25 protein-coding genes are annotated in these 25,240 nt (G+C 67.3%); 10 read left to right on the plus strand and 15 right to left on the minus strand.

What is annotated here, in order from left to right; all coding sequences use genetic code 11:
* The 9 genes from AB4070_RS16275 to AB4070_RS16315 all read right to left on the minus strand — a co-directional run bounded on the left by AB4070_RS16275 (window position 1) and on the right by AB4070_RS16315 (window position 8,746).
* Window positions 1-1,239, minus strand: coding sequence for an MFS transporter (locus tag AB4070_RS16275; protein ID WP_441981016.1), 1,239 nt, complete (start codon window positions 1,237-1,239; stop codon window positions 1-3).
* A complete protein-coding gene (locus AB4070_RS16280; protein ID WP_441981017.1) occupies window positions 1,236-2,120 on the minus strand; it encodes a bis-aminopropyl spermidine synthase family protein in 885 nt (294 codons plus the stop codon). The genes AB4070_RS16275 and AB4070_RS16280 overlap by 4 nt, the downstream gene beginning before the upstream one ends.
* Window positions 2,117-3,331 (minus strand): M16 family metallopeptidase, encoded by a 1,215-nt coding sequence (locus AB4070_RS16285; RefSeq protein ID WP_441981018.1) that lies wholly within the window; start codon window positions 3,329-3,331, stop codon window positions 2,117-2,119. The genes AB4070_RS16280 and AB4070_RS16285 overlap by 4 nt, the downstream gene beginning before the upstream one ends.
* Window positions 3,331-3,927, minus strand: a complete 597-nt coding sequence (locus AB4070_RS16290) for a PIG-L deacetylase family protein (RefSeq protein ID WP_441981019.1) — start codon at window positions 3,925-3,927, stop codon at window positions 3,331-3,333. Before AB4070_RS16290 ends, AB4070_RS16285 begins: the two co-directional genes overlap by 1 nt.
* The gene (locus tag AB4070_RS16295) at window positions 3,924-4,709 is read right to left on the minus strand and encodes a class I SAM-dependent methyltransferase (RefSeq protein ID WP_441981020.1); all 786 of its coding nucleotides are present in this window, start codon (window positions 4,707-4,709) and stop codon (window positions 3,924-3,926) included. Before AB4070_RS16295 ends, AB4070_RS16290 begins: the two co-directional genes overlap by 4 nt.
* Window positions 4,709-5,500: a glycosyltransferase family 2 protein gene (locus tag AB4070_RS16300; RefSeq protein WP_441981021.1), complete on the minus strand. Its 792-nt coding sequence runs from the start codon at window positions 5,498-5,500 to the stop codon at window positions 4,709-4,711. Before AB4070_RS16300 ends, AB4070_RS16295 begins: the two co-directional genes overlap by 1 nt.
* The gene (gene speD / locus AB4070_RS16305) at window positions 5,490-6,632 is read right to left on the minus strand and encodes an adenosylmethionine decarboxylase (RefSeq protein ID WP_441981126.1); all 1,143 of its coding nucleotides are present in this window, start codon (window positions 6,630-6,632) and stop codon (window positions 5,490-5,492) included. The genes AB4070_RS16300 and speD overlap by 11 nt, the downstream gene beginning before the upstream one ends.
* On the minus strand, window positions 6,565-8,241 hold the full coding sequence (locus tag AB4070_RS16310; protein WP_441981022.1) for a carbamoyltransferase C-terminal domain-containing protein: 1,677 nt from the start codon (window positions 8,239-8,241) through the stop codon (window positions 6,565-6,567). Before AB4070_RS16310 ends, speD begins: the two co-directional genes overlap by 68 nt.
* 367 nt (window positions 8,242-8,608) lie before the next feature.
* Window positions 8,609-8,746 (minus strand): hypothetical protein, encoded by a 138-nt coding sequence (locus tag AB4070_RS16315; RefSeq protein ID WP_441981023.1) that lies wholly within the window; start codon window positions 8,744-8,746, stop codon window positions 8,609-8,611.
* Window positions 8,747-9,140: 394 nt separating this feature from the next.
* Between AB4070_RS16315 and AB4070_RS16320 the strand changes: the two genes are divergently transcribed.
* The 3 genes from AB4070_RS16320 to AB4070_RS16330 all read left to right on the plus strand — a co-directional run bounded on the left by AB4070_RS16320 (window position 9,141) and on the right by AB4070_RS16330 (window position 12,507).
* The gene (locus AB4070_RS16320) at window positions 9,141-9,830 is read left to right on the plus strand and encodes a GntR family transcriptional regulator (RefSeq protein WP_441981024.1); all 690 of its coding nucleotides are present in this window, start codon (window positions 9,141-9,143) and stop codon (window positions 9,828-9,830) included.
* A 234-nt stretch (window positions 9,831-10,064) separates the two neighbouring features.
* Window positions 10,065-11,132 (plus strand): TerC family protein, encoded by a 1,068-nt coding sequence (locus AB4070_RS16325; protein WP_441981025.1) that lies wholly within the window; start codon window positions 10,065-10,067, stop codon window positions 11,130-11,132.
* 94 nt (window positions 11,133-11,226) lie between these two features.
* Window positions 11,227-12,507, plus strand: coding sequence for a hemolysin family protein (locus AB4070_RS16330; protein ID WP_441981026.1), 1,281 nt, complete (start codon window positions 11,227-11,229; stop codon window positions 12,505-12,507).
* A 16-nt stretch (window positions 12,508-12,523) separates the two neighbouring features.
* Here AB4070_RS16330 and AB4070_RS16335 read toward each other — a convergent pair whose 3' ends face one another.
* From AB4070_RS16335 to AB4070_RS16355, 5 genes are all read right to left on the minus strand, one after another.
* A complete protein-coding gene (locus AB4070_RS16335; protein WP_441981027.1) occupies window positions 12,524-13,429 on the minus strand; it encodes an arginase family protein in 906 nt (301 codons plus the stop codon).
* 38 nt (window positions 13,430-13,467) lie between these two features.
* Window positions 13,468-14,376, minus strand: coding sequence for an SDR family NAD(P)-dependent oxidoreductase (locus AB4070_RS16340; RefSeq protein WP_441981028.1), 909 nt, complete (start codon window positions 14,374-14,376; stop codon window positions 13,468-13,470).
* Between the two features lie 33 nt (window positions 14,377-14,409).
* Entirely contained in the window at window positions 14,410-15,093 is a 684-nt protein-coding gene (locus tag AB4070_RS16345) for a cation transporter (RefSeq protein ID WP_441981029.1), read from the minus strand.
* Entirely contained in the window at window positions 15,093-15,446 is a 354-nt protein-coding gene (locus tag AB4070_RS16350) for an ArsR/SmtB family transcription factor (protein WP_441981030.1), read from the minus strand. Before AB4070_RS16350 ends, AB4070_RS16345 begins: the two co-directional genes overlap by 1 nt.
* A 61-nt stretch (window positions 15,447-15,507) precedes the next feature.
* Complete coding sequence (locus AB4070_RS16355; RefSeq protein ID WP_441981031.1) at window positions 15,508-16,050, minus strand: small multidrug efflux protein; 543 nt, start codon at window positions 16,048-16,050, stop codon at window positions 15,508-15,510.
* Window positions 16,051-16,205: 155 nt separating this feature from the next.
* Between AB4070_RS16355 and AB4070_RS16360 the strand changes: the two genes are divergently transcribed.
* The 3 genes from AB4070_RS16360 to erm all read left to right on the plus strand — a co-directional run bounded on the left by AB4070_RS16360 (window position 16,206) and on the right by erm (window position 19,009).
* Window positions 16,206-17,420 (plus strand): sensor histidine kinase, encoded by a 1,215-nt coding sequence (locus AB4070_RS16360; RefSeq protein WP_441981032.1) that lies wholly within the window; start codon window positions 16,206-16,208, stop codon window positions 17,418-17,420.
* On the plus strand, window positions 17,417-18,019 hold the full coding sequence (locus tag AB4070_RS16365) for a response regulator (RefSeq protein WP_378875672.1): 603 nt from the start codon (window positions 17,417-17,419) through the stop codon (window positions 18,017-18,019). The genes AB4070_RS16360 and AB4070_RS16365 overlap by 4 nt, the downstream gene beginning before the upstream one ends.
* A gap of 225 nt (window positions 18,020-18,244) precedes the next feature.
* Complete coding sequence (gene erm / locus AB4070_RS16370) at window positions 18,245-19,009, plus strand: 23S ribosomal RNA methyltransferase Erm (protein WP_441981033.1); 765 nt, start codon at window positions 18,245-18,247, stop codon at window positions 19,007-19,009.
* A gap of 57 nt (window positions 19,010-19,066) precedes the next feature.
* Here erm and AB4070_RS16375 read toward each other — a convergent pair whose 3' ends face one another.
* Window positions 19,067-19,879, minus strand: a complete 813-nt coding sequence (locus AB4070_RS16375; RefSeq protein ID WP_441981034.1) for an alpha/beta fold hydrolase — start codon at window positions 19,877-19,879, stop codon at window positions 19,067-19,069.
* Window positions 19,880-20,050: 171 nt separating this feature from the next.
* Here AB4070_RS16375 and AB4070_RS16380 point away from each other — a divergent pair, with 171 nt between their 5' ends.
* From AB4070_RS16380 to AB4070_RS16395, 4 genes are all read left to right on the plus strand, one after another.
* Window positions 20,051-20,557 (plus strand): methylated-DNA--[protein]-cysteine S-methyltransferase, encoded by a 507-nt coding sequence (locus AB4070_RS16380; protein WP_441981035.1) that lies wholly within the window; start codon window positions 20,051-20,053, stop codon window positions 20,555-20,557.
* 88 nt (window positions 20,558-20,645) lie between these two features.
* On the plus strand, window positions 20,646-22,049 hold the full coding sequence (gene thrC / locus AB4070_RS16385; protein ID WP_441981036.1) for a threonine synthase: 1,404 nt from the start codon (window positions 20,646-20,648) through the stop codon (window positions 22,047-22,049).
* Between the two features lie 263 nt (window positions 22,050-22,312).
* Complete coding sequence (locus AB4070_RS16390) at window positions 22,313-23,650, plus strand: purine-cytosine permease family protein (RefSeq protein WP_441981037.1); 1,338 nt, start codon at window positions 22,313-22,315, stop codon at window positions 23,648-23,650.
* Window positions 23,651-23,692: 42 nt separating this feature from the next.
* Window positions 23,693-25,240, plus strand: coding sequence for a hydantoinase/oxoprolinase N-terminal domain-containing protein (locus tag AB4070_RS16395; protein ID WP_441981038.1), 1,548 nt, complete (start codon window positions 23,693-23,695; stop codon window positions 25,238-25,240).

The following is a 25,240-nucleotide window of genomic DNA, read 5'->3' on the forward strand; positions in this document are numbered from 1 at the left end:
TCATGTGGTCTCTGCGTCTGCGCTGTCCTGCGCTGCCGATGGCGTGTCGAGATACTTGTTCGCTATCGGGATCCAGGTGATCATCAGCGCCAGCAGGATCACACCGATTGCGATGACCGTGAGCGGTGGGCTCGCTTCTGCCCCGAAGCCGATGAGCGGATTGACGATGATCCCGATGAGGCTTCCCGCCGAACTCGCGACATTCAGTACGGTCGCTCTCCGCTTCTGGGGAATCACCTTGTTCGCCACCGCCATGGTGATGGGGCCGCGAGCATTCAATCCCAGAACGACAAGAACGAATCCGATGATCACGACGACGGGATTCGGCGTCGACATCAGAACGAAGCCCAGGAACCCGAAGCCCATGGCGAGGAAGAGAGCGTACTTCCTGCCGAGCTTCTTCTCGACGGCGCCGGCTTTGTGGTTGTACAGCGCCGCCACGAGCTGCGCGGCGCCTCCGATGAAGCCCCAGGCCACGACTGGGATCGCTGCGGCGGAGAACAGAGGCTGATTCAAGGTGAAGACGGCGTTGAACAGCACGAAAGAGGCGCTGGACGCGATGGCGATGTAGAGCAGGATCGGCGTCGAGAGCAATATGCGGATTCCGTCCAGTGCTGCCTGCACCGATGTCTCCGGCGCACCGTCGGGATCGGGGTCCGGCTGCTGAGAGGGGAGAAAGCAGGAGATGATCGCAGCGACGATTGCGGCGGCGGCGGCGGCGACTGCGGGGAGTGCGATGTCCACTCCGGCGAGAAGACCACCGACAACGGAGCCGATGACCCCGGCGACGAGTTCCAGGGAACTCAGATGCCCCCAGACGCCGACCGACTTCGCATCGGCATCGGAGCCCAGCGCGTCGTAGATGTAGGCGTCCTGAACGCCCGTCAGCATAGCGATGCCGATGCCACTCACGCAGAAGGAGATCGCGAAGGCGAAGAATGAGTCCCCTGCGGCGAAGATTACTTCGGCCACGGCATTGAGCCCGAACCCGGCCACGATCACCCATCGCCGGTCGATACGGTCGGCGAGGACGCCGGCGGGGATCTCGGTGAGGAGGATGCTCGCGACGAGGATGCTCTCGAAGATGAAGACGTCGGCCAACGACTGCCCGCGGTTCAGCAGGAAGAGCGCGCTGACCGGTACGTAGAACCCGAGGCCGGCGGCGACCGTGGCCATCGCCATCGGGGCGAGCGAGCGGTTGCCCCACACGTCGCGGGCGGATGAATCTGCTCTGCTCATCGGAAGACCTCGATGTCAAGGTAGGGCTGCGGCAGACGTGAGGGACGCGTCATCCGCTCGAATACCCACAGGTCGGTGGTCGTTGCCCTTCCGTCGGGCTGCGGATAGAGCTTCACTTTCGGGTGAGACGCCACGGGACTCAGGTCGTATCGGCCGAACTCTTCGAGCAGTCGGGCCCAGCGTCGCCCGAGGCGCCAGGGGTTCACGGAGAGGTAGGCACGAGCGCCTTCGGTCTCGGAAAGACATTCGTCCGTACGCCGAATCCACGCTTCGAGTGCGATCGAGCCATCTGCCGGATCGAGTAGGACGGCTTCGAAACGCGGTGCATCGCGCCACGGTTCGCGTATGTCGTGAGCGCGGAACTCGATGTGATCCCGCTCGGCGATCGCGTCACCTATCCGGGTATCCACGTCGAGAATCGTGACGGGGAAGAGTTCGTGCGAGATCGCGGTACCGACCAGGTCATCGTCGCCGAGCATGGCCACGTTGGCACCGTACGGGAAGTCGCGGCGGACGAGCGTCGCGACGCGGACGCGGCTGTCTTCATCGCAGAGCAGCTGCCCGAGGTCGGCCCGAGGCGAGAGGCCCGGCACGGCGGAGGCGTGGTCCTCGACGAGCGCCGGCGGCCGGAGACGTTCGATGTCCGCCCCGGAGAGGGACACGATTACCTTCTTCTCGAGTCTTGGCAGGCCGCCGACGCTCTCCCGACTCTCGAGCGCCCATTCAGCGACGAGTCGCTGGTACTGGAGGAATGAGGGCCGATACCAGGTCCGCCATGCATGCCGCCGCATCTCGGCGAGCGGGCCGGCTCCCCACTCGCCGTTCTCGATGTCGACGAAACGCGCGTATCCGGCTGCCATGTCCTCGGACTCATCCATCATTTCTTCCCCTCGAAGATCGTCACATGCGGGCCCACGAGTCGCTCGCGCAACGCGAGAAGAGCGTCACCGGACACGAGTACTCCATCGGTCGGGGAGCCCAGGTGCTCAGGGATCTCCATCCGGTCCTGGAGGCGCCGCCCTATCCAGTTGACGCGCATCCGTGTTGATTCGAGCCCGATGGCGAGTGCCCCCGCCAGGGCGAGAGACGCGTGCTCCCGCGCTTCCCCGTCATTCATCGCCGTGTCCCACGCCTGCTCGATCGCTCTGATGATCCGTTCTGCGGCTGCCTCGGTGAACTGGGCGCTGCAGGAGAGGTATGCCGACCAGACGGCGCAGTCCGAGAATACGGATCGATAGGTGTGGGACGAGTAAGCGCCCTCGGACCTGTGGAGTACGCGTTGGAGGCTCCCGCCTGCGGCCCCTCCCGCGAGTCTGTTCACCAGCGCGAGCGGAAGATCGTCTGCAGGGGTGCGGTCCGGGAGAAACCAGGAGACGAGTACGTGGCTGCGGGTCGAACCGACGGCGGTCTTCTCGAATCTCGCGCGCGCCTGCGGTCGCTCGGGCGGTGGACCGATGGGAGGAGCGAATGCCTGCTCCGCTGCGAAGAGCGGTGAAGCGCCCAGAAGATCTGCCGCGTCCGCCGACTCGAGGTTGCCCGACACGATCGCCCGAGGCGCAGCCTGAAACTGCCGGCGGTGAACGTCCCTCAGGTCCTGCGGCGTCCGCTCGCCGATGTCATCGCTGCGACCGACCGCCGGGTACCCCAACCCGTGTCCATCCAGCATCTCCGACAGTGCGACTGCGTGGATGTGGCGACCGGCGTCGCTTTCCGCGCCGGCGATCTCGTCGACGACCATCAGCTTCTGTGTCTCGACGACCGAATCCGAGAAGTCGGGGTTGTGGTACTGAGACTCCAGAAGCTGCCACGCCTCCTTCCAGGCCGTGTGCGGCACCGTCATGGCATAGACGGTGAACTCGGGGGTTGTGACGGCATCCGTTCTTCCGCCCAGCGCAGTCACGCGGCGGAAGCAATTGTCGCCGAACGCGCTTTCGCTGGCGGTGACGACGTGTTCGAGCAGATGTGAGCCGCCGCGGAGATCCCCTCCCTCGTGTCGGCTGCCGTAGGGGACCCAGAGCGCGGCCGTCACGGAGGCGATGTGAGGAATCGGATCGATGACGAAGCGGTCGACCGATGTCAGTGACTGCGCCATCACGAGATCATTCCGAACGCTTCCACATGCTGCCCGCGCCCGGAGATCACTCCGTGGTAGCGGTTGAGAGCGAGCGCTGCCGACGCGTAGTCACGATCGGCGACCTGCGAGCGGAAGCAATTGATCGCCTCCCCTTTCACGGCGACGAAGTCCGACACGTCCTCGAAGACAGAGGGGCGCGCGATCGGAGTCCACACCTCATATCCCAGGAGGATGCAGCCACTGCGCGCGAGGATCCTTGCACTCTTGACGATTGCGGCCACAGCGGCGTGATCAGGGTCGTCTTCGCCCGGGTGGGGGAGGAACACGATGTCCGGTCGCACGGATTCGATCCACCCCGTGACAGCGTCGACTGCGGTCGGGGACACGGTCAGCGGGTGAGAGCGCATCTCCGCCCAGCCGGAGTCAGTCACGCCGAGCTTCTGCCAGGCCTGTTCCGCTTCCGAGCGCCGCACCGTGTGCACGTCGTCGGACTGGTCGCGTGTGAGAACCCCCACGAACGTCGTTGCGCCGTGCTGCGAATACTTGGCCATGGTGCCCCCGCAGCCGATCGTCTCGTCGTCGGCGTGCGCGGCGATCACGAGTCGCCGCTTCATGTTGCACACTCCCCGACGATGACGAAGTTGCTGGACTCCCGGCTCACGGGGCCACAGCGGAAGTCACCGTAGATCGTCGCCTCGAAACCTGCGTACGCGAGCAGGAGACGCCACTCGGCCAAGCTGGTGTAGCGGGTCAGATACTCGACGACCAGGGGTGATCCGTGTCCGCTGAAGGAGAAGGTGCAGGTGCTTCTAACCAGTTGCCGGAAGTGATCGTAGCCGAACCGGACTTCGGAGCTTGTCAGGTCGAAAGTGCGGTCTGAAACGGGGACCGAACTCGTTCCCCGATAGTTCCCCTGAGGGTCGGAGGTCGCGAACGGAGGTGCTGCGACGTCGAGGGCCACGCGTCCCCGCGGGCGCAGGAGCGACTTCACGCGCTCGAGGGCCCGAAGCTGATCGCGGCTTGTCAAGAGATACTCGAAGGCCCCGCCTGCAATAAGGATGCGGTCGAACTGTCGCGCCTGGGTCGCCACCTCCGGCATCCGATCGACGAGAACCGTGGCATTGGTCAGATGCTGCAGCCGCTCGGTCGCCCGGTCGATGCTCTCCGAGGAGGGGTCGATCCCGATGCATTCATTGCCCAGTGTCGCCAGTTGTGCCAAGAGCCGTCCGGTACCGCACCCGATGTACAGCACGCTGTTGGCCGGGTCGCCGGTGAACTCGCTGTAGAAGTCGATGAAGCCATCGGGGTCCGGAATGAAGGCGTCGTAGATCTGAGCGAGCGTGTCGTAGGCGCGCTCAGCGTCCGAGTCCGTGATCGTCGACTCGTTCGTGTGCATCATCGTCTCCTCGAGGAACCCAGTGCGTACCCCGCGGTCAAGGCGGAGTTGGTTGCAAGTCCGTACATTGTCTCGGCGATGCCGTATCGGCGAAGTGCCTTGCCCATCCCGCGCAGCAGGCCTCGTGCGGAGATGGGGGAGTACCCGGGGAGCTCGAGGTCGACCCCCGCGCGATGTCCCTGTCCATAGCGGAATGCCGACAGCACGTCGCGCTTCATCGAGAGGGCATCGTGCACCACCACCGCCTCTCGGACGATCCGTACGCTCGCTGCTGCGGATCTGATGCGCTGCGTGAGGTCGAAATCCTCGGTCCATTCGAGGCGCTTGTCGAAGATGTAGCCGCCGAGCCGATCTCGGACGCGGCGGTCTATGAGGAGCGGGACCTTGAAAACCATGTGGGGCGAATTGGTGTGACGTGCGCGCACCTTCGACACGACCCTCTCACTGCGAGAGTGGTGCCGGAACAGCGTCACGCCCCGCACGAAGTCAGCGGAACCGGCACTGGCCACGAACGCCGTCAGTGTGCCGGGCAGGAACACGCAATCGCTGTCCATCATCAGGACGTGGTCCGTCTCCGCATCGTCGATTCCGCGCTCGCAGGCAGCCGGTGCGCCAGGCTCCGGGAGCTCGCGACAAGTCGCACCGCTTTCGGCGACGATCCGTTTGACCGCCGGCGTCGCGTCGTTGAGCACGACGAGGGGCCGCGCTCGCGGTTCGTCGAATGAGCGCAGGCATCGTTCGATCCGGACATCATCGCGTACGGGAATCACCACGCTGATATCAGTGGGCATCGGCGGCCTCTCGCCGGTCGACAGCCGCCACGAGCATCGTGAGCTTCTGCGCGAGCTCGTCGAGCGATCGGTCGGCGAACAGAGGCGCATCCCAATCCCGGTCCTCCGAGACCTCCACCTGTGCGGCGTGATAAGTGTCGACGGACGGAGCCTGGAAACCCGGGAGTCCGGCCTTCACCGCTGCCTGCTGAACCGCCGCCTGGTAGCCATTGGCGAACGGGTGCCCGAGGATGACGACTGCCCGGTACCGAGTGCTGTGCGCGCCGATGTAGTCCGAGATGCGCTGCGCGGTGATGCGGGTGAAATCGTCGGCGATCGACTGCTTGTCCTCGACGGGCCTGTCGGCGTCGAGATCCATGTAGTCGTAACTGCAGAAGAAGTCGTTCATCTGATACTCGAAGGGCACGACTCCTACGTTGGAGATGACAGCGCGGTGCACTCGGGGGAAGCGATCGGTGACCGATCGCAATCGGGTGATGAAGTGCGAGAAATCATACGGTTTCGCCCACGAACAGGGGTGCAGGAGCAGAATGTCGGTTCCGGCAGGGGGCTCATAGTCCGAAGACGTGAAGAACTTCTGCCAACTGACGGCTTCGGGCTCGAGGATGTATTCGCGTCCGACGCCGCGTCGAAATGTGGTGACAGGGAAATGGCCATATGGCGGCTCTCGGAGAATGTACTCCGGAAAGTTCGGGTAGGAATGCGTCGACGGGGCGGAGACAGCCGCCCTTTCGCTCACTTCGACACGGATGTCTTGCGCGTTGAAGGCGCGGACGAGCATGGGCACGACCTCCACCGGATCCGCGGGGCCGCACGAGAAGATGTCCACGGTTGCTTTTCCTTCTTCGGGCCACGTGTGTACCGCACAGTGAGACTCGGCCAGGATGGCGACCACAGAGATGCCCTGAGGCTCGAACTGATGCTCCACCGTCGATCTGATCGTGACGTCGAGGCGTTCACAGAGATCCCGGACGAGGCCGGACACCTTCTCGACGGAGTTCAACCACTGAGGATCGCAGTCGAGGAGAGTCAGGCGGAGTTCGTTCCCCAGCGTCGTGTCGTCCCTACTCGCCATCGTGCCGTTTCCTCTCATCTGCCAATTCCACGAGCCATCCGTCGCCGACGACCGCATCGAGCCCCATCCGGCGGGCGCTTCGGTAGCCGTCCTCGAAGGAGTAGACCATTGGCTCTCCGGCAGCGTTGAAGGAAGTGCAGACGATCGCCGCAGGGCCATTCGTCTCTTTCGCGACTTGATCGACAACGCCCAAATAGTCGGTCTGCTCGTCGGCGACCACCTGCGGGCGCGCAGTCCCGTCCACATGGGTGATGCCCGCAAGGGCCGATGCGGCCGTCTGTGCCACGTCACTCGCCTGAAGCATGAATTTGTTCCTGATGCCGACGAACGACCGATCGAACTCTTCCGCAGACACGGAGGGAGCGAGAGGCCGCCATGACTCGCGCCCCTTGAGGAGATTCACACGATCTCGGATGCGCGGGGACGATGCCGCTGCGACAATGGCGCGTGCTCCTAGCGCCCGAGGTCCGAGCTCCGCGCGACCGCTCATCCAGCCGAGAACCTGTCCGTCCGCGATTCGTGAGGCGACCTCGATGGCGTCGGCATCGTAGATCCTCGCTCCGACTTCGGCCGCGCCTCGTCGTGCGTCCTCTACCGTGAGGGTTCTTCCATGAAGAGCGGAGTCAGAGTGCCCGATCGTGTCCGACTCGGAGGCGATCGCCAGCGCTGCGCCCAGGGCGACGCCGGTGTCGCTGGCACACGGGGGAACAACGAGCGCTTGCCCGCGCTCAGCGAGAAGGCGGGCGATCTTGCCGTTGCTCGTGCAGTTGAGAGCGCTCCCGCCTGCGAGCACGACGGTGGGAGCGGAACACTGGGAAACCAACTCGGCCATCCGAGCCTCGAACGCCGCCTGGACCATCCCGGCGAGGCGCGCCCGCTCGACGAAGGTCCTCGGCCGAGACCCGAGGAGGTCTTCCAAGCGGCTGGCCCAGCGCCTGATGATCGATTCGAAGGAGGGCGACTCGGGCGGGAATCGCTCGACCGGCGCTTCTCGCGCGAGTTGCGTCACCAGTTGTGCGACGTTCGACGCTGAGATGGAGTGGGGATCGGCATACGATGCCAGACCCATCAGCTTTCCCTCCTCGCCCCAGCCGAAGCCGGCGAGGACAGTCGCTCCCTCATAGAAGTACCCGAGCGATGCCTCCGTCGGGATGATCGTGTGGGCCTGCAGCTGGTCGTTGTGGAACGAGTACCGGCCTCCGGCGGTGTTCTCCCCTGAACCGTCGACGATGACGATGTTGCATTCCGTTCTGCGCTCAGGCGGAACGTAATACAGGCCCGACCATGCGTGCGCCTCGTGGTGGGAGACGAACTCGATGCGGACGTCGTTCCGCAGCGCGATCCCGGCGGCCTGGAGCTCTCGTCGAATGGCATCGCGTTCCATGTCCGGATCGCGGCCGACGAGGGTCGGCAGCCACGGATACGCGACCACATCCACATCAGGCGCGGCGACACCGGCAATGGAGAGGACTTCCGCCGCGGAACCAAGCGGACGGAGTCCGATCGCCTTCTTAATTCTGACCAGCCGTTCTTCTTCTACCCCCGCGACCAAGTCGCCGTCGACGACGAGCGCGCTCCCCCCGTCATGATCTGCGTTGAAAAAGCCGTTTATTCCCAGAACCCTCACGAACTGCACTCCCGGTCGATTCAGAGGGGTGGGTCGCATCGTCGGACGCGACCCACCCCGGTGCATTCCAGACGATGGTTCTACATCTTCTGGAAAGCTCCGCCAAAGAACAGCGATTCCGTGTCATCGACGACCTTCACATCTTCCCAAGTGAAGTCCGACTCGAACGCAGCGAGATCCTGAGTTGTCTCTTCCTTTGCCATTGTTGCTACACCCCCTTCTCCGGTCGACGCTGAACGGCCCTGCGGTGTGCGCCAAGCGATACTCCGTATCGGAAATGGCCCAACTTGTGCCCGTTCACCGAACTGACATTTGTACCCAGGAGAACATGGACTATTGGCATCCGCAAGCATCTTGCGGAATATCGGTTCTCGACGAGCAGCAAGATCGCCTGCGAGGGCGCGCATCACGACAGCACCCCGATCGCGAGCCGTTGCTCGGCGAGAGGGCAGCTGAACGCGTCGCGCTCGCCGAGCCCGACGCGGTCGATGTAGCGCACGACGATCGCGTAGGAGGTGACCAGGCCCACCTGCGTGTACTGCACCCCATGGTCCCTGCACTACTCGGCGCTGTGAACCCTCGCCCAGGCGTCGCGGTGGCTCATCGTGCTCGCGGAGTGAGGTGGCAGTACCGCTGCCGCGAACATCGACCTGCCCCGGCAGCCGGGGCGAACCTTTCGACGCCGCGACGGAAATCCTTCGCGGCGGCTGTTGATCTCTCCCGGCTCTCGTGGACTAGGGCGCGGACCCGCGTTCGATCGCAGGTGCCTAGGCGGATCTCCAGGCGAGCACCTGGGGTAGTGAAGCGAGCACGAGCACAGTCACCTGCTTGCCTGCGACACCGGTTTCTCCCGGCGATTACGCGGGATGCGATACATTGCAGTGTAGGTAGAACTTCAGGCTCTACTACGTTTCCGTGCTCGAGTGGAGGACAAGGCAGTGGCACTCTCAGGCGGACCCCTCGAGCGCAGGTCGATGAGCGATGAGGCCTACAACCGGCTGCAGGACGCGATCATCAGCGGCGAGCTGCGTCCCGGCGAGCGGCTGCGCGATTACGAGCTCGCCGAGCGCCTCGGAACCTCGAAGACTCCGATCCGTCATGCTCTCGACAGACTGGCCGACCACGGCCTCGTCGAGATGCAGCGCAACCGCTACACCAGGGTCGCGCCGATCGACCTCGACCAGGTCCGCAACGCGGTCGACCTCTTCGGCGACATCTGGATCGGATCGGTGCGCCACGTGATGCCGCTCATCCAGGATGACGATCTCGCCTACCTCGCCGAGCTCGCGGATGAGATGTCCGCCGCGATCAAGTCGCGCGACGTCGCCGGCTTCGGCGTCGCGCTGCGAGGCACGGCGACGGGCTTCGCGCGCATCGAGGGCAACGCCTCGCGGGCGGTCATCATCGAGCGCCTCGGGCCGCAGATCCGCCGGTTCGGTCAGCACGCGCGGGATGCCTTCGACTGGGAGGGCGTCGGTGGATTCGTCGACTCCCTGCGCAGTGCGATCCTCGAGCGCGACGCCGTGGAGACCCGCGCCGTGCTCGTGAGGTTCTTCGACGACGTGCTGCCTGCGATCATCGATCGCGCCGAGGAGCAGGAGCTCACCCGGCCCGACATCGGGGACTAGCCGCTCCCGCGTCGTTCGCCGACGTGCCATCCTGGCCCGTTACGGACCGTTCCCGGCAGATCCACAGGAACCGCAAAGGGTGTTCTCCTAATCTGGGGGAACCCAAGGGGAGTACTCCGACACGGTGGGGTCGTCATTACGGATGCATGTCGCATCCCGGGCCACCGGTTCCATGTTCCATGGAATGGAGAAGACTTTGGCGGTACTGTCGTACCCCGAGTCTGGAGCCCGAATTTGGACGTCACCCCCCTGATCTGGATCATCACGATCGCCGTCACGATCGCGTTCTTCGTCTACGAGTTCTTCGCGCACGTGCGCACGCCGCACGAGCCGACCATCGGTGAATCGGCCCGCTGGTCGATCTTCTACATCAGCCTCGCGCTGCTGTTCGGCGTCGGCATCGGCGTCGTCTCCGGCTGGACGTACGGCGGCGAGTACTTCGCCGGCTACCTCACGGAGAAGGCGCTGTCCATCGACAACCTCTTCGTCTTCCTCATCGTGATGACCGGCTTCGCCGTGCCGAAGAAGTATCAGCAGAAGGTGCTGATGATCGGCATCGTGATCGCGCTCATCCTGCGCGGAATCTTCATCGCCATCGGTGCAACGCTCATCGAGAACTACTCCTGGATCTTCTATCTGTTCGGTGCTCTGCTGCTCGTGCTCGCCTACCGTCAGGCGTTCAGCGACCACGAGAGCAACCCGGCCAACGGGCGGTTCATGACCTTCGTGCGTCGCCACCTGCCGGTGAGCGAGGACTACAACGGCGACCGCCTCACGGTCGTGAAGAACGGCAAGCGCTTCGTCACTCCGATGCTCCTCACGATCATCGCGATCGGGTTCATCGACCTGGTGTTCGCGGTCGACTCGATCCCCGCGATCTACGGCCTCACCGACCAGGCATACATCGTCTTCACGGCGAACGCCTTCGCGCTCATGGGCCTGCGCCAGCTGTACTTCCTGATCGGCGGACTCCTCGAGCGGCTCGTCTACCTTGCTCAGGGCCTCGCCGTCATCCTCGCGTTCATCGGCGTCAAGCTGGTCCTGCACGCGCTGCACGTCAACGAGCTTCCGTTCATCAACGGCGGCCAGGGCGTCGAGTGGGCCCCCGAGATCCCGATCTGGTTCTCGCTGCTCTTCATCGGCGCGACGATCGCGGTGGCCACCGTGGCCAGCCTGATCAAGACCCGTCGCGTCCCGGCCCCGGGCCACGAGGTCTCGTCGACCGGATCCACCACCCACAGCAACACCTCCGACAACAACACCACCGACAACAACACCACCGACAACAAGGAGCACTCTTGAGCGCGCAGCGCTGTTCTGACTCTTCGGACTCTGACAGTACGAGCGCCCGGTTCGTCCCGGGCGCTCACCCCACCACAGACGAGGCGGCCCGCTGATGGGCGACCTGCTCTGGAACATCGCCCTCGTCCTCGCGTTCGTGCTGATCGGCGGTGTCTTCGCTGCGACGGAGATGGCGCTGGTCACGCTGCGCGAGAGTCAGATCAACGCGGTCGGCCAACGCGGTCGTCGTGGAGCGAAGGTCGCCTCCCTCGCTCGCAACCCCAACACCTTCCTGTCGGCTGTGCAGATCGGTGTGACCGTCGCGGGCTTCGCGTCGGCCGCATACGGTGCGACGTCGATCGCGCCGTCCCTGGCGCCGGTTCTCGAGTCGTGGGGGCTGACACCGGCCCTCTCGCTGACCGTCGCGACGCTCGTGCTCACCCTCGTGATCGCGTACCTGTCGCTGGTGCTCGGCGAGCTCGTGCCGAAGCGTCTCGCGATCCAGCGCAACGCGCAGTTCGCCTATGCGGTCGCGCCAGCCCTCAACGGGTTCGCGACGATCATGCGTCCGGTGATCTGGCTGCTCTCGGTCTCGACCAACGCCCTCGTCCGGCTGCTCGGAGGGGATCCGCACAAGACCAGCGACGAGATGACCGACGAGGAGGTGCGCGACATCGTGGCCAGTCATCAGGGGCTCCCGGATGACGAACGACGCATCCTCGACGACGTGCTGTCCCTGCGCGGTCGCCAGGTCAGCGAGGTCATGCGTCCGCGCCCCGAGGTCGTCGCCCTCGACGAAGCCGCGAGCGTCGGAGAGGTGATCGCGCAGGTGCGCGACCTGCCGTTCTCGCGCTACCCCGTGTCGGAGACCTCGATCGACGACATCACCGGGTTCGTGCACGTGCGCGACCTGTTCGAGGCGGCCTCCGACGATCCGACCCGACCGCTGAGCGCGCTCATGCGCGACATCCCCTACATCCCCTCGACCGCGCGCGTGCTGCCGACCTTGACCCGCATGAGGGCCGAGGGGCATCACATCGCCGTGGTCGTCGACGAATACGGCGGGACGGACGGTCTCGTCACGCTCGAAGACCTCGTGGAGGAGGTGGTCGGTGAGATCTTCGACGAGTACGACGCGGAAGTGTTCATCTCGGCGGACGACGGCATCGACGGGCGACTCAACCTGCAGGACTTCGAAGAGGCGACCGGGTTGGCGATGCCGCGTGGATCGTCCGACACCATCGCCGGTTTCGTGACCGAGCAACTGGGACGCCTGGCCGTGGTCGGAGACACCGTGGAGGTTCCGGGTGCGACGATCCAGGTCGCCGAGGTGGACCGCAGACGCATCGCGCGTGTGCGGGTCATGACCGACCCCATCGCGGAGCCGGAGGCCTGATCCCGCGCCTCCGTCGTCAGGTGTGCAGTGTCAGGGTTCCCAGCTCGCGGAGCCCTTCCGAGAGGACATCGACCAGCAGGCGGGCGTAGCGCCCGTCGGGGTCGAGGTCGGGATCGAACACCGTCACCGAGGCGCCGACGGCGCGCGGCGCGAGCTCCCGCAGCAGTGCGGTGAGCTCCGCCGCGCTGATCCCTCCCGGGTCGGGGCTGTCGACCGCGGGCATGATGGAGGGATCGAGCACATCCACGTCGAGCTGCAGCCAGTAGGCGGGCCCTGCCACGGCGGCGCACTCCGCGCCGACCCGCTGTGCTCCGACGGACAGGACCTCGGCGGCGGGTGCCACCCTCCCCAGGACGGCTCGCGCCTCCTCCTGCTCCTCGTCGTCGTCGCGGTGGCCGATGTGCGCGGTGCGGGCTGCAGGGAAGTAGGGCCCGTATCCGTCGATGTCGGCGATGGTCGGCCAGTGCAGTCCCACCGCCGCGGCGAGGTCTTCCCCGGCCACGCTCGCGCTCTCGGGGTCGTTGCCGGGGTGGCGGAAGTCGGTGTGGCCGTCGATGTGCACGAGTCCGATGCCGCCGCGCTGGGCGGATGCGATGCCTGCTCCCAGGAGGATCGAGCAGTCGCCGCCGATCACGAGCGGCGCCTCATCCCGGTCGAACGCCTGACCGATGCGGGCGGCGAGGCGTCGCGCGTGATCGATCATCGCGCCCTCGTTCCGTACGTGGCCGGGGAGCCTCGTCGCGGCGTCGTCGACATAGCGTCCGGGGAGGACGACGCCCGAGTCGGTGGCGCCGAACGCGGCGAATCGGCTGAACAGGCCGGCCTCGCGCAGCGCTTCCGGGCCCTTCGCCGCACCCGGAACCGCGCCGGGCTGCGGCGGGCGGAGGCCGAGGTTGGACGGCGCGGAGAGCAGCGTGATCATGGCCTCATCCTGTCGCGGGGGTCGGACACCCGACGACGTCACGTCGGGAAGGGCACTCCGGTGAGGCGCTCTGCCGCGGTCCACAGCGCCGCGCCCACGTCGGATGAGCGCACCTCCTCCGAGGCCGCCACCCGCGTGGGGCTTCCGCGGAACTCGAGCAGACCGCCGGGACCCCAGTACTCGCCGTTGAGGACTTCCGCCGATGTCGCCGCATGGACGATCGGCAGCGCCCCGCCGTCCTTGCCCTGCACGAGCACCCTGGTCGGTGCCGCCAGGGCGCGGACGATTCCGGGCACCGACGCCAGGCCGGGGCGCGGAGGGGTGAGCGGGTCGACCGCATAGCCCGGGTGCGCGCAGACCGCCGAGCGGGAGGAGCGGGACCAGCGCCGTGCCAGCTCGAACGCGAACGCCATCAGAGACGCCTTCGACCGCCCGTACTGCTGCAGTGAGGAACCGGTCCACGGCTCGTCGAGCGTCGCCGGGTCGAGGCGTGCGAAACGGTGGGCGATCGAGCCGACCGCGACCACACGGGCATCCGGAGCGAGCACCGCCTCGAGCTGTGCGACCAGGGCGAAGTGACCGAGGAAGTTCGTGCCGACCATGAGGTCGTGGCCGTCGCTCGTGCGCGCCGTTCGATCCGCCGCCTTCACGCCGGCGTTGCAGATGATCGCGTCGAGGCGTTCGTCCACGACGGCGGCCGCGTCTGACACGCTTCCGAGCGAGCCGAGGTCGAGCGCCAGCACGCGCAGGTCGGCATCCGGCGCCTGGGCTCTGATCGAGGAGGCCGCCGTGCGCGCGCGTTCGGGGGAGCGACAGCCGAGGACGACGCGTGCGCCACGTGCGGCGAGCTGCTCCGCACACCAGTAACCGATGCCCGCGTTCGCGCCCGTGACGAGAACCGTCCGACCGAGCAGATCCCGAGCCGACGTCGGGGGAGCGGGTTTCATCCCCTCAGCCTAGGTGCCGCCCTGAGGGCGGCTTCAGCGCGCGTCATCGTGGGCATTGTCGTGGGCGTGGTCGTGGGAGTCGTCTTCGAGCAGCATCCCGACCGACGTCGCGCAGGCGTCACCCCGCCATGCCTCGAGGCCTTCGCGCACCGCGAAGGCGGCGATGACGAGGCCGGCGACCGCATCGGCCCAACACCAGCCGAGCAGCGAGTTGGCGACAAGCCCGACCAGCACCGCGCCGGAGAGGTACGTGCAGATGAGGGTCTGCTTCGAGTCCGCGACCGCCGTGGCCGAACCCAGCTCTCGCCCCGCGCGGCGTTCGGCGAGGGAGAGGAACGGCATGACCGCGACGCTGATCGCGGTGAGAGCGATGCCGATCGTGCTGTGTTCGGGGCGTTCGGCCGTGACCAGCGCGCCCACGGACGTCACCGTCACATAGATCGCCAGCGCGAAGAAGGCGACCGCGATCACGCGCAGAGTCGGCTTCTCCCAGCATTCCGGATCGCGGCGGGTGAACTGCCAGGCGACTACGGCCGCGGAGAGCACCTCGATCGTGGAATCCAGCCCGAACCCGATCAGAGCCGCAGAGGACGCGACCGATCCGGCGGCGATCGCGACGACGGCCTCGATCAGGTTGTATCCGATCGTGATGCCGACGAGCAGGCGGATCCGGCGGTGCAGGGTCTCCCGGCGATGTGCGGTCGCCGTGGCGCTCATCAGCAGGTGCAGCCTTCGCCCGAGCAGCAGTCGGGCTCGACGATGAGGGCGACCCGCATGAGCATGTCGAGAGCCGGTGCGAGGTGCCTGTCCGCGAGTCGATAACTGCTGCGGCGTCCGTCCTGGACGCTCTCGACCAGCCCGCAGCTGCGGAGACAGGCGAGATGGTTCGACATCGTCTGGCGGGAGACCCCCAGGGCGTCGGCGAGATCGGCGGGGTAGTGCGGCGCCTCCCGCAGTGCGAGCAGCACACCGGCGCGGGTGGGGTCGGAGAGGGCGTGTCCGAGACGGGCGACGGCGGCCGTGTGGGCGAGGGAGGCCGTGTGGGTGAGCGGAGCGAGGGCGGTGGTCACGCCCCCAGGGTACAGAAAAGGCTGAATTCAGGCAATGCTGAATTCAGCCTTTTCAGAGGGATCAGCGGATCGCGTACACCGCGCTCCCGACGATGACGGCGATGATCGTGGTCCATCCGATGATGGCGAGAGCCTGCCAGAACAGGATGCGCGCACGGCCGATCCCGGACGCGGCGAGCATCGTCGCGGTGAACTGCGTCGGCAGCAGGAGGGGACCGAGCAGGCTGACACCCGGCACTCCGTAGCGCTCGAACGCGCGCTGGAACTTCTCGCGACGAGCGGTGCCGCGACCGGTGTCCTCGGGGTTCACCGTCTCCACGTCGGTCGTGCCGCCGCCGGCGAGAGCCGCGGTCTTGGTGCGAGAGCGGTTCACGACGGCCTGCCGGGCACCCGAGCTCACCAGCACGACGACCAGGACGCAGAGGAAGTTCCCGACGATCGCGGCGATCGCGGCGACCACCGGTGAGATGCCGCCGATGATGCCGATGCTCACCGCCCCTTCACCCTCGACGAAGGGGACCGCGCCGGCGAGGGCGACGATGAGCGGCTGCACGAGTTCGGGGACCTGGGCCACCAGGTTCTGGAAGGTCTCGACGAGGTTCATGGGATGCTCCCGGTTGTCGGTGCGATCGGAGTCTCCGATGCGATGACTCCAGTCCAACCGAGACGGTGAAGTTCCGGCAGTGTCGGCCCGTCACCGACTCCCGGGTGGATCGCACGCGCCGGCCGTGACAACTGTCACGGCCCTATCGTGGGAGCGTGACCCGCGTACTTCCCGACCCCGCTCCCGAGCCGGCACCCGGATCACGTCAGCTCGCGCGCGGCATCACGGCGACCTGGTGGTACACGGTGACGGCCGTGCTGTTCATCGAGCTCATGCTGGTCGGAGCGTGGACCAGCATCGCCGCAGCGGACGACCTGCGGGGTGGCGTCATCCTCTTCGTGGGTCTCGGCGGCATGGTCTGGTGCGCGTCGACGCTGCTGCTGCTCTTCGACTATCGCCGCCATGTCGACGTCGCCCCCGGGGTCGCCTGGAGGCGGCTGGCTGTGCCGTTCCTCGTGGCGGTCGGCTACGGCGTCACGGCTGGACTCCTGGTGGGCAGCTGGCAGCTCGGCGCCATGCCCGTGATGCAGTTCTTCGTGCTGCTGAGTTGGCCGCGGGGTGTGCGCGTGCGCGTGGTCGGTGCCGCCACCCTCGTGCTGATCGCGCTGGGGCTGATCGACTCGACGACGGCCGGTTTCGGCGTCGACCTGCCCTGGTGGCTGCCGGTCATCTACGCAGCGCTGCTCCCCGGGACGACCGTGAGCTCGCTGTGGTGGTGGGACGTGCTGGTCACCCTGGACCGCGCCCGCACCTCGGAGGCCAAGCTCGCGGCCACTCAGGAGCGCCTGCGCGTCGCGACGGACGTGCACGATCTGCAAGGCCACCATCTCCAGGTCATCGCACTCCAGCTGGAGTTGGCCGAACGGCTGCTGCCGGGCGATCCAGATGCGGGGATGGAGCAGCTCCGCGCCGCCCGCGTCAGTGTGGACGAGGCGCGTCAGGGCACCAGGGACCTGGCGACGCGCTTCCGCTCCGTGCCCTTGGGCGACGAACTCGCCAACGCCAGGGACCTGCTGTCCGCGGCGGGTCTGGTCGTGGATGCCGTCATCGATGCGAATGCCGATTCGGCTCCGGCCTCGGCCCTCGGCCCCGTCATCCGGGAGACGACGACGAATGTCCTGCGACACGGCGACGGCGGGCGGGCACGTCTCCTGCTGACCCGCGCCGGCGATGCGTGGCGCTATGAGATCGCGAACGACGTGGCGGCGGACGCAGAGTCCGAGCACGACGAGGCCGATCTCGACGGGTCCGGCCTCGAGGGCGTGCGGCGGCGGATCGAAGAGGTACGTGGGACGCTCGACGTGCGGCGGGGGCCGGAGGAGTTCATCGTGGTCGTGACGGTGCCGTCGACGCCGGAGGAGGTTCGATGATCCGGGTGCTGCTGGCCGACGACGAGGGGATGATCCGTTCCGCGCTCGCCGCGCTGCTGCGGCTGGAGCCGGACATCGAGGTCGTCGCCGAGTGCGCCGACGGGGAACAGGCCGTGGCCGAGGCTCTGCGGCTGCAGCCGGACGTCTGCCTGCTCGACCTGGAGATGCCGGGCCTGGACGGCGTGCAGGTGGCGGAGAAGCTGAACCGGGCGATCGCGACGCGCTGCGTGGTGGTGACCCGACATGCACGCCCGGGAGTGCTGAGACGTGCCCTGGCCTCGGGCGTTTCCGGATTCCTCCCCAAGTCCCGCGGCGCGGACGAGGTCGCCGCGGTGATCCGGCGCGTCGCGGCCGGCGCCCGCTACGTCGATCCGGAGATCGCGGCCGACGCCCTCAGCGACGAGCGCTCTCCGCTCACCGACCGCGAACTCGATGTGCTGCGTGCGGGCCGGCGCGGGGAGACGACCGGGCAGATCGCGCGAGCCCTCTCCCTCGCACCCGGCACGGTGCGCAACCACATCTCGGTGATCCTCGGAAAGCTCTCCGTCGGCACGCGGCAGCAGGCCGTGCTGATGGCCGAGGAGCGCGGCTGGATCTGAGGCGGATATGCTGGCAGGCATGGGAACAATATGCGCAGCGCCCATGATGGGGCGCTCTTTCGTGGTCCGCGACCGCCGCGCCTGACGGCGCGCTCGCTCTCCGCACACATCTGCGCGCCGTCCACCGAGATGTCATCGCACCTCGGGACGGGCAGTCCTCACTGACGCCTCTTCGCGTCGTCTTCCTCGTCCGAGGTGCTCCGATTCTTCTTCTGGAGCGCACTCATGCCTCGTTCAATCCATGGCGGCCGTCACGAACTCGGCCAGAACTTCCTCATCCACCGTCCCACCCTCACCCGTATCTCCGCCCTCGTCGGTCGCACCTCTGGCTCGATCCTCGAACTCGGCTGCGGCGACGGAGCACTGACCCGCGTGCTCGCGGACCTGGGCAGACCGCTCACCGCGATCGACGTCGACGAGCACCGCGTGCACCGACTGCGCACGGCATTGCCCGGTATACGCGTCGAGATCGCCGATGCCACACGGCACCCGCTCGATGCGGACACCGTGGTCGGCAACATCCCCTTCCACGTGACGACGCCCATCCTGCGGCGTCTGCTCTCGCGCGACCGCTGGAACGAGGCGGTGCTGCTCACGCAATGGGAGGTGGCGCGCAAGCGTGCCGGTGTCGGCGGCGGCACCATGATGACGGCGCAGTCCGCGCCGTGGTTCGAATTCTCCCTGGAAGGGCGGGTCCCTGCGCGGGGCTTCTCACCGCAGCCGAGCGTCGACGGCGGCCTGCTCGCCATCACCCGTCGGGGGTCGCCGCTCGTCCCGGTATCGGATCGGCAGCGATACGACGCGTTCGTCCGCGCGATGTTCACGGGCCCAGGCGGGAGTCTCGCCGCGGTCGTCGCCGCCGCCGCGCGTATCCCGATGGCGAAGGCCCGACGGGCGGTGGCGGCAGCCGGGGCGGGGGAGTGCCGCCTTCCCCGTGAGCTGCGCCCCGAGCACTGGGCCGCGCTCTGGCAACAGCTCTCCCGCAGATGACGTGTCGAGGCCGTCGAGCCGGTCGTGCGCTCGACGGCCTCGATCGCCCGGCGCTCCTCAGCGGGCGAGCACCTCACGAAGACGCGCGGCGAACTCCGCGGGGTGATCGACGAACCCGGTGTGGTCGCCGGGGAACCGGGTCGGCTCGACTCCGAGCTGTTCCCCCAGGGCAGTCGTCGTGCGGTCGCACAGCTGGCCGGCCGACTCCTCGCCGATTCCGAGCACGAGGTCGGCCGTGCGCGCTCGCAGCGTCTCCAGGTCGGGCTCCCAGCGCACGCTGGCCGGAAGCTCGTGACGGAACCAGAACTGTTCGTCGGCGTGATGCTGCGGATCGACCTCGCCGCCGAACCACTGGACGAGCGCCTCCTCGGGCATCGGGATGTTCGCCTGCGCGAAGAAAAGCCTCCAGGCGCCGACGCGGTCGCCGGAGACCGCCGCCGATCGGAGTTCGTCGGTGAGACGGCGCTGTTCGACGCGGTCGGGCAGCAGCTCCAGGAGCGGGGGTTCGTGGGCGATGACGACGGATGCGAGGTCGCCGTGCGCCTGCAGGAGCGCCAGGCTCGTCACGGCGCCACCGCTGGAGCCGAAGACGGTCGCGGGTCCGCGATCGACGTGCTCGATGAGCGCCGCGAGATCGTCGGCGCGCTGTTCGGGGCTGGAGCCCTGCGAGCGGTCGTGCAGGATGCTCCGTTTGACGCCACGCGGGTCGGTGGTGAGGACGGTGTGATCGGTGGCGAGCTCGTCGGCGAAGGGAGCGAAGGCGTCGGCATCCATCGGCGCGCCGATCAGGACGAGCAGCGGTCCCTCGCCGCGGAGCTCGTAGTGCAGACGGACGTCGGTGAGGTCGAGCTCAGCTGTGGTGGTGTTCATGGGGTGCTCCTTGTCAGCGAGACGGTGAGCCTGCCGGGGACGGCGATGGCCACCATCCAGGGTCGCGCCGGAAGCGACAGGGCGCCATACCCTCTCCCCGCGAGATGGCTCATCCGCGCCGTGATCCTTCCCCCCGGTCTACGTGTCCGGAACGGGCGGTACTCTCGACGCATGTCGGCCTTCGGAACGCTCGCGACGCCGGTGGGCGTCGTCGGAGTCGTCGGCGACGGCGTTGCGATCACCCGCGTCACGTGGCGGGCCACTCCGCCCGAAGGAAGTGTGGTGGTGTCCGAGCCGGGCGACGATCCGCTGCTCGCCGAAGCTCTCGCGCAACTCCGCGCCTATTTCGACGGCAGGCTGCAGCACTTCGACGTGCCGGTCGACCTCGGCGTGCAGACCGCGGCGACCAGAGCTGTGCTCGTCGCCCTGCACGAGACCGTCGCGCACGGCGAGACGATCACCTACGGCGGCTTGGCCGCACGCAGCGGCACCGCGGTCCCCGCCAGGGGGATCGGCTCGATCATGGGAGCCAACCCCGTGCCCTTGATCGTCCCCTGCCACCGGGTCGTCGCCGGTGACGGGCTCGGTGGCTATTCGGGCGGCGAGGTCGGTCGCGGGCTCGAGACCAAGCGTTGGCTGCTGGAGCACGAAGGGGCACTGCCCACCTCGCTGTTCTGAGTGCAGCGCCCGCCTCCGTCATCGCGTCAACGCGACGGGGAACACCCTGCGAGAATGGACGGGCCGAGTCCCGAGCCGAGGAGCCAACGTGCAGTTCATCTCCACCCGCGGCGGCATGCAGCCGCAGTCGTTCAGCGAGACGCTTCTGGAGGGCCTCGCGCCCGACGGCGGACTGGCGGTGCCCGAGGTCATGCCGACCGTCGATGGCGAGACGCTCGAGCGTTGGCGTGCGCTGACGTATCCGCAGCTCGCGACCGAGGTGCTCGGGCTGTTCGCCACCGACATCCCGCGGGCGGATCTGGCGAAGATGACGGACGCCGCCTACGCCGGCTTCCCCGACGGCGTGGTGCCGCTGCGCGCGATCGACGACGACCTGACGCTCGTCGGGCTCTCCGAAGGCCCGACGCTCGCGTTCAAGGACATGGCCATGCAGTTCCTCGGCCAGGTGCTCGAATACACGTTGGAGCGCAACGACGCGGTGCTCAACATCCTCGGCGCCACCTCGGGAGACACCGGCTCGGCGGCGGAGCACGCGCTGCGTGGCAAGGAGCGCGTCGCCGTGTTCATGCTGTCGCCGCAGGGCCGCATGAGCGCGTTCCAGCGGGCGCAGATGTTCTCGCTCGATGACGCGAACGTGCACAACATCGCGGTCGAGGGTGTCTTCGACGACTGCCAGAACCTGGTGAAGAAGCTCGCCGGTGACCTCGACTTCAAGCGCGCCCAGCACCTCGGCGCGGTGAACTCCATCAACCTGGCACGCATCACGGCGCAGACCGTCTACTACTTCTGGGCCTGGCTGCGCGCGACCGATGCCGGTGGCTGGACCGAGCTGTCGTTCACTGTGCCGTCGGGCAACTTCGGCAACATCCTGTCCGGTTTCTTCGCGAAGCAGATGGGACTCCCGATCCGTCGTCTCGTGCTCGCCGCGAACGAGAACAACGTGCTGGACGAGTTCTTCCGCACGGGCGTCTACCGTCCGCGCAGCGCCGCCCAGACCCTCGCCACGTCGAGTCCCTCGATGGACATCTCGAAGGCGTCCAACCTCGAGCGGTTCATCTTCGAGCTCGTCGGCCGCGACCCCGCTCGCGTCGTCGGCGCCTGGGACGATCTCGAGGCGCAGGGCCACTTCGACTTCTCCGCCGACAAGCAGCGCTTCCTCGAGGAGTTCGGCATCGTCAGTGGCACGTCGACCCATGCGGATCGACTGGCGACCATCCGCGCGGTGTACGAGGCGACCGGCGAGGTCATCGACCCGCACACGGCCGACGGTGTCAAGGTCGCCCGCGAGCATGTCGAGCCCGGGGTGCCGATGCTCGTGCTCGAGACCGCGAAGCCGGAGAAGTTCGCGGAGACGATCCACGAGGCCATCGGCGTCGAGCTCGGGTATGCGCCCGAGCTGCAGGAGATGCTCGATGCGCCGCAGCACGTGACCGAGATGGGCGACGACGAGCAGGCCCTCCGCGCCTTCATCGAGACCAACGCGCTGCACTGAGCCGCGGGGGCGCTGCGAGGTCGTCGAGACCCACGCTTCGAACCGAGACCCACTCCTGCCCGCGTCGGTGCGAGTGGGTCTCGTCGTAGAGGGTGGGTCTCGTCGATGGGACGGGCGCGACGGGGCCTGCGGGAGGAGAGCAACCTGGGGTGTGCGACCTGCACATCCTTGTGGGATTCTCGTGCGATATGCACATGTCGGGGGTAGGGGAAGCGTCGCTACTGTGGCGCACAACCCGTCCTCCTCCTCCCGAAGGAACCCTCATGGCACGTACGGCGCACGCAGACGACTTCGCGCTCTCCCGAGTGACTCCCGAGGCCCGCAGACCCTGGTTCGGAATCGCCGTGCAGCGATTCGGACAGGTCTCGGCGCTCTCCCAGTTCCTCCTCGGCGCGACCCTCGGTTACAGCATGACCTTCGGCGAGGCCGTCCTCGCCTTCCTATTCGGCTCGCTCATCCTCGAGGTGATCATGTGCGTGGTCGGCTTCATCGGCCAGCGCGAGGGCCTGAACACCGCCCTCCTCGCCCGCTGGACAGGCTTCGGGGAGATCGGCGCCTCGCTGGTCGGCCTCGCGATCGGCATCAGCCTGATCGGCTGGTTCGGCATCCAGTCGGCCATCTCGGCCCAGTCCCTCGACGCCCTGATGCCCGGCGCCCTGCCGGTATGGGCCTGGAGCCTCATCTTCGGTCTCGCCGTCACGGCGATCGTGGCCTTCGGGTTCGTCGGGATGCAGTGGCTCGCGAACATCACCGTGCCCCTGTTCCTCATCCTGGTCGGCTGGTCGGTCATCTCCGAGCTCACCCGCCACGACATCGGCGAGCTGCTCACCGGTCCTGCCCCCGGCCCGACCATGAGCGTCTGGGCCGGGACCGGCATCGTCGCCGGTGGTCTCATCGTCGGCGCGATCATCACGGGTGATATGACCCGCTTCAACCGGTCGCGCGCCGACGTCATCAAGCAGACCGTGGTCGGCGTCTCGCTCGGCGAGTTCGTGATCGGCCTCGCCGGCGTGCTGCTCGCCCACGCGGCCGCCAGCGGCGACATCGTCGCGATCGTGACCTCGTCGGTCGGATTCATCGGTCTGTTCATCGTGCTCACCGGCACCCTGAAGATCAACGACTGGAACCTGTACTCCTCCACGCTGGGACTGGTGAACTTCATCTCCACCGCATTCGGCAAGAACCTCCACCGCGTCACGACGACCATCGTGCTGGGCGTCGTCGGATCGATCCTCGCCGCGGTCGGCATCCTCGGCCAGTTCACCGAGTTCCTGATCGTGCTCAGCGTCGCATTCCCGCCGATCGCCGGGATCATGGTCGCCGAGTACTACATCGTGCGTCGCTGGCGCCCCGAGCTCGACGCCACCCGAGAAGCCGGCACACTGCCGGCGACGGCACCGCGCATCGTTCCCGCGACCATCGTCGTCTGGCTCGTCTCCGCGTTGGTCGGATACTTCGTCACGTGGGGCATCCCGTCCCTGCTCAGTCTCTTCCTCTCGATGGTGCTGTACATCGTGGCGGGCAAGCTCGGCTGGGTGCGCGGGGTCGGAGTCGCCACGACGCGACAGGCGGCCCCGATCGAAGAAGCAGCAGCGGCCTGACCGGCCCCGAGACACACATCCCCTCACCGGAAAGCGAGAATCATGCACATCGGCATCGACGTCGGCGGCACCAACACCGATGCCGTCCTCATGGACGGCACCCGCACCCTGGCCGGGGTGAAGCACTCGACAACACCCGATGTGACGAGCGGCATCATCCAGGCGATCGAGGACCTGCGGGCCGGACACGCCTTCGCCGGCGCGGACATCGACGCCGTGATGATCGGCACGACGCACTTCATCAACGCCCTGGTGCAGGCCAGCCGTCTCGCGCCCGTCGCCGCCCTGCGCCTCGGGCTGCCGGCGACGCGTGCACTGCCGCCGCTGGTCGACTGGCCGGAGGTGCTGGTCGAGGCGACCCAGGCCCGCAGCTACCTCGCGCACGGTGGCTACGAGTTCGACGGCAGGCCGATCTCGCCGCTCGACCCCGAGGAGATCCGCGCCCACGCCGAGGACATGAAGGCTCACGGCATCCGGTCGGTCGCCATCTCCTCGGTCTTCAGCCCGGTCAACCACGACCTCGAAGTGCGGGCCGCCGAGATCGTCGCGTCGGTGCTGGGGGATGACGCCGCCATCTCGCTGTCGCACGAGATCGGACGCATCGGACTGCTGGAGCGCGAGAACGCGACGATCATCAACGCGGCGTTGCGCGAACTCGCCTCCGAGATCGTCGATGGACTCACTTCTGCCGTGCGCGCCCAGGGAATCGAGGCGCCGATCTTCCTCAGCCAGAACGACGGCACGCTCATGGACGAGGAGTATGTGCGCCGCTACCCGGTCGCCACCTTCGCCTCCGGACCGACGAACTCGATGCGTGGAGCAGCGGCCACCAGCGGTCTCGACGACTGTGCCGTGATCGATGTCGGGGGCACGACCGCCGACATCGGCTTGCTGATCAACGGCTTCCCTCGGGAGACGGCGAACGAGGTGAAGGTCGCCGGCATCCGCACCAACTTCCGGATGCCGGACGTGCTCTCCCTCGGCATCGGCGGTGGCAGCATCGTCGATGAGGAGACCGCGGAGGTCGGACCGGCATCGGTGGGGTACAGGCTGACCACCGAGGCCCTGGTCTTCGGCGGGTCCACACTCACAGCCACGGACATCGCGGTGGCGGCGGGTCGCGCCCAGGTGGGCGATGCGAGCAAGGTCGCACACCTCGACCCCGCGTTCGTGCAGCGAGTGCTCGCCCGCATCGCCGAGCGCGTGTCCGAAGCAGTCGACCGCATGCGCACCTCGCCGGAGCCCATCGCCGTGGTGGCCGTCGGCGGCGGATCCATCCTGCTCCCCGACGAGCTGCCCTTGTTCGGCACCGTGCACCGACCGGAGAACTACGCGGTCGCGAACGCCATCGGCGCATCGATCGCCCAGGTCGGCGGCGAGATCGACAAGGTCTATGCGATCGAGCCCGGTCGTCGCGATGAGACGATCGCCGAGGTCCGCGCCGAGGCCGTCGACAAGGCGATCGCGGCGGGTGCGAAGCCCTCGACCGTGTCGATCATCGACTTCGACGAGGTGCCGATCCCGTACCTTCCCGGCAACGCCACGCGCATCCGCGTGAAGGCCGTCGGCGACCTCGACATGGGGGCATGA

Origin of the sequence: Microbacterium sp. 2RAF4, assembly GCF_052115285.1 — a bacterium.
Taxonomy (GTDB): domain Bacteria; phylum Actinomycetota; class Actinomycetes; order Actinomycetales; family Microbacteriaceae; genus Microbacterium; species Microbacterium oxydans.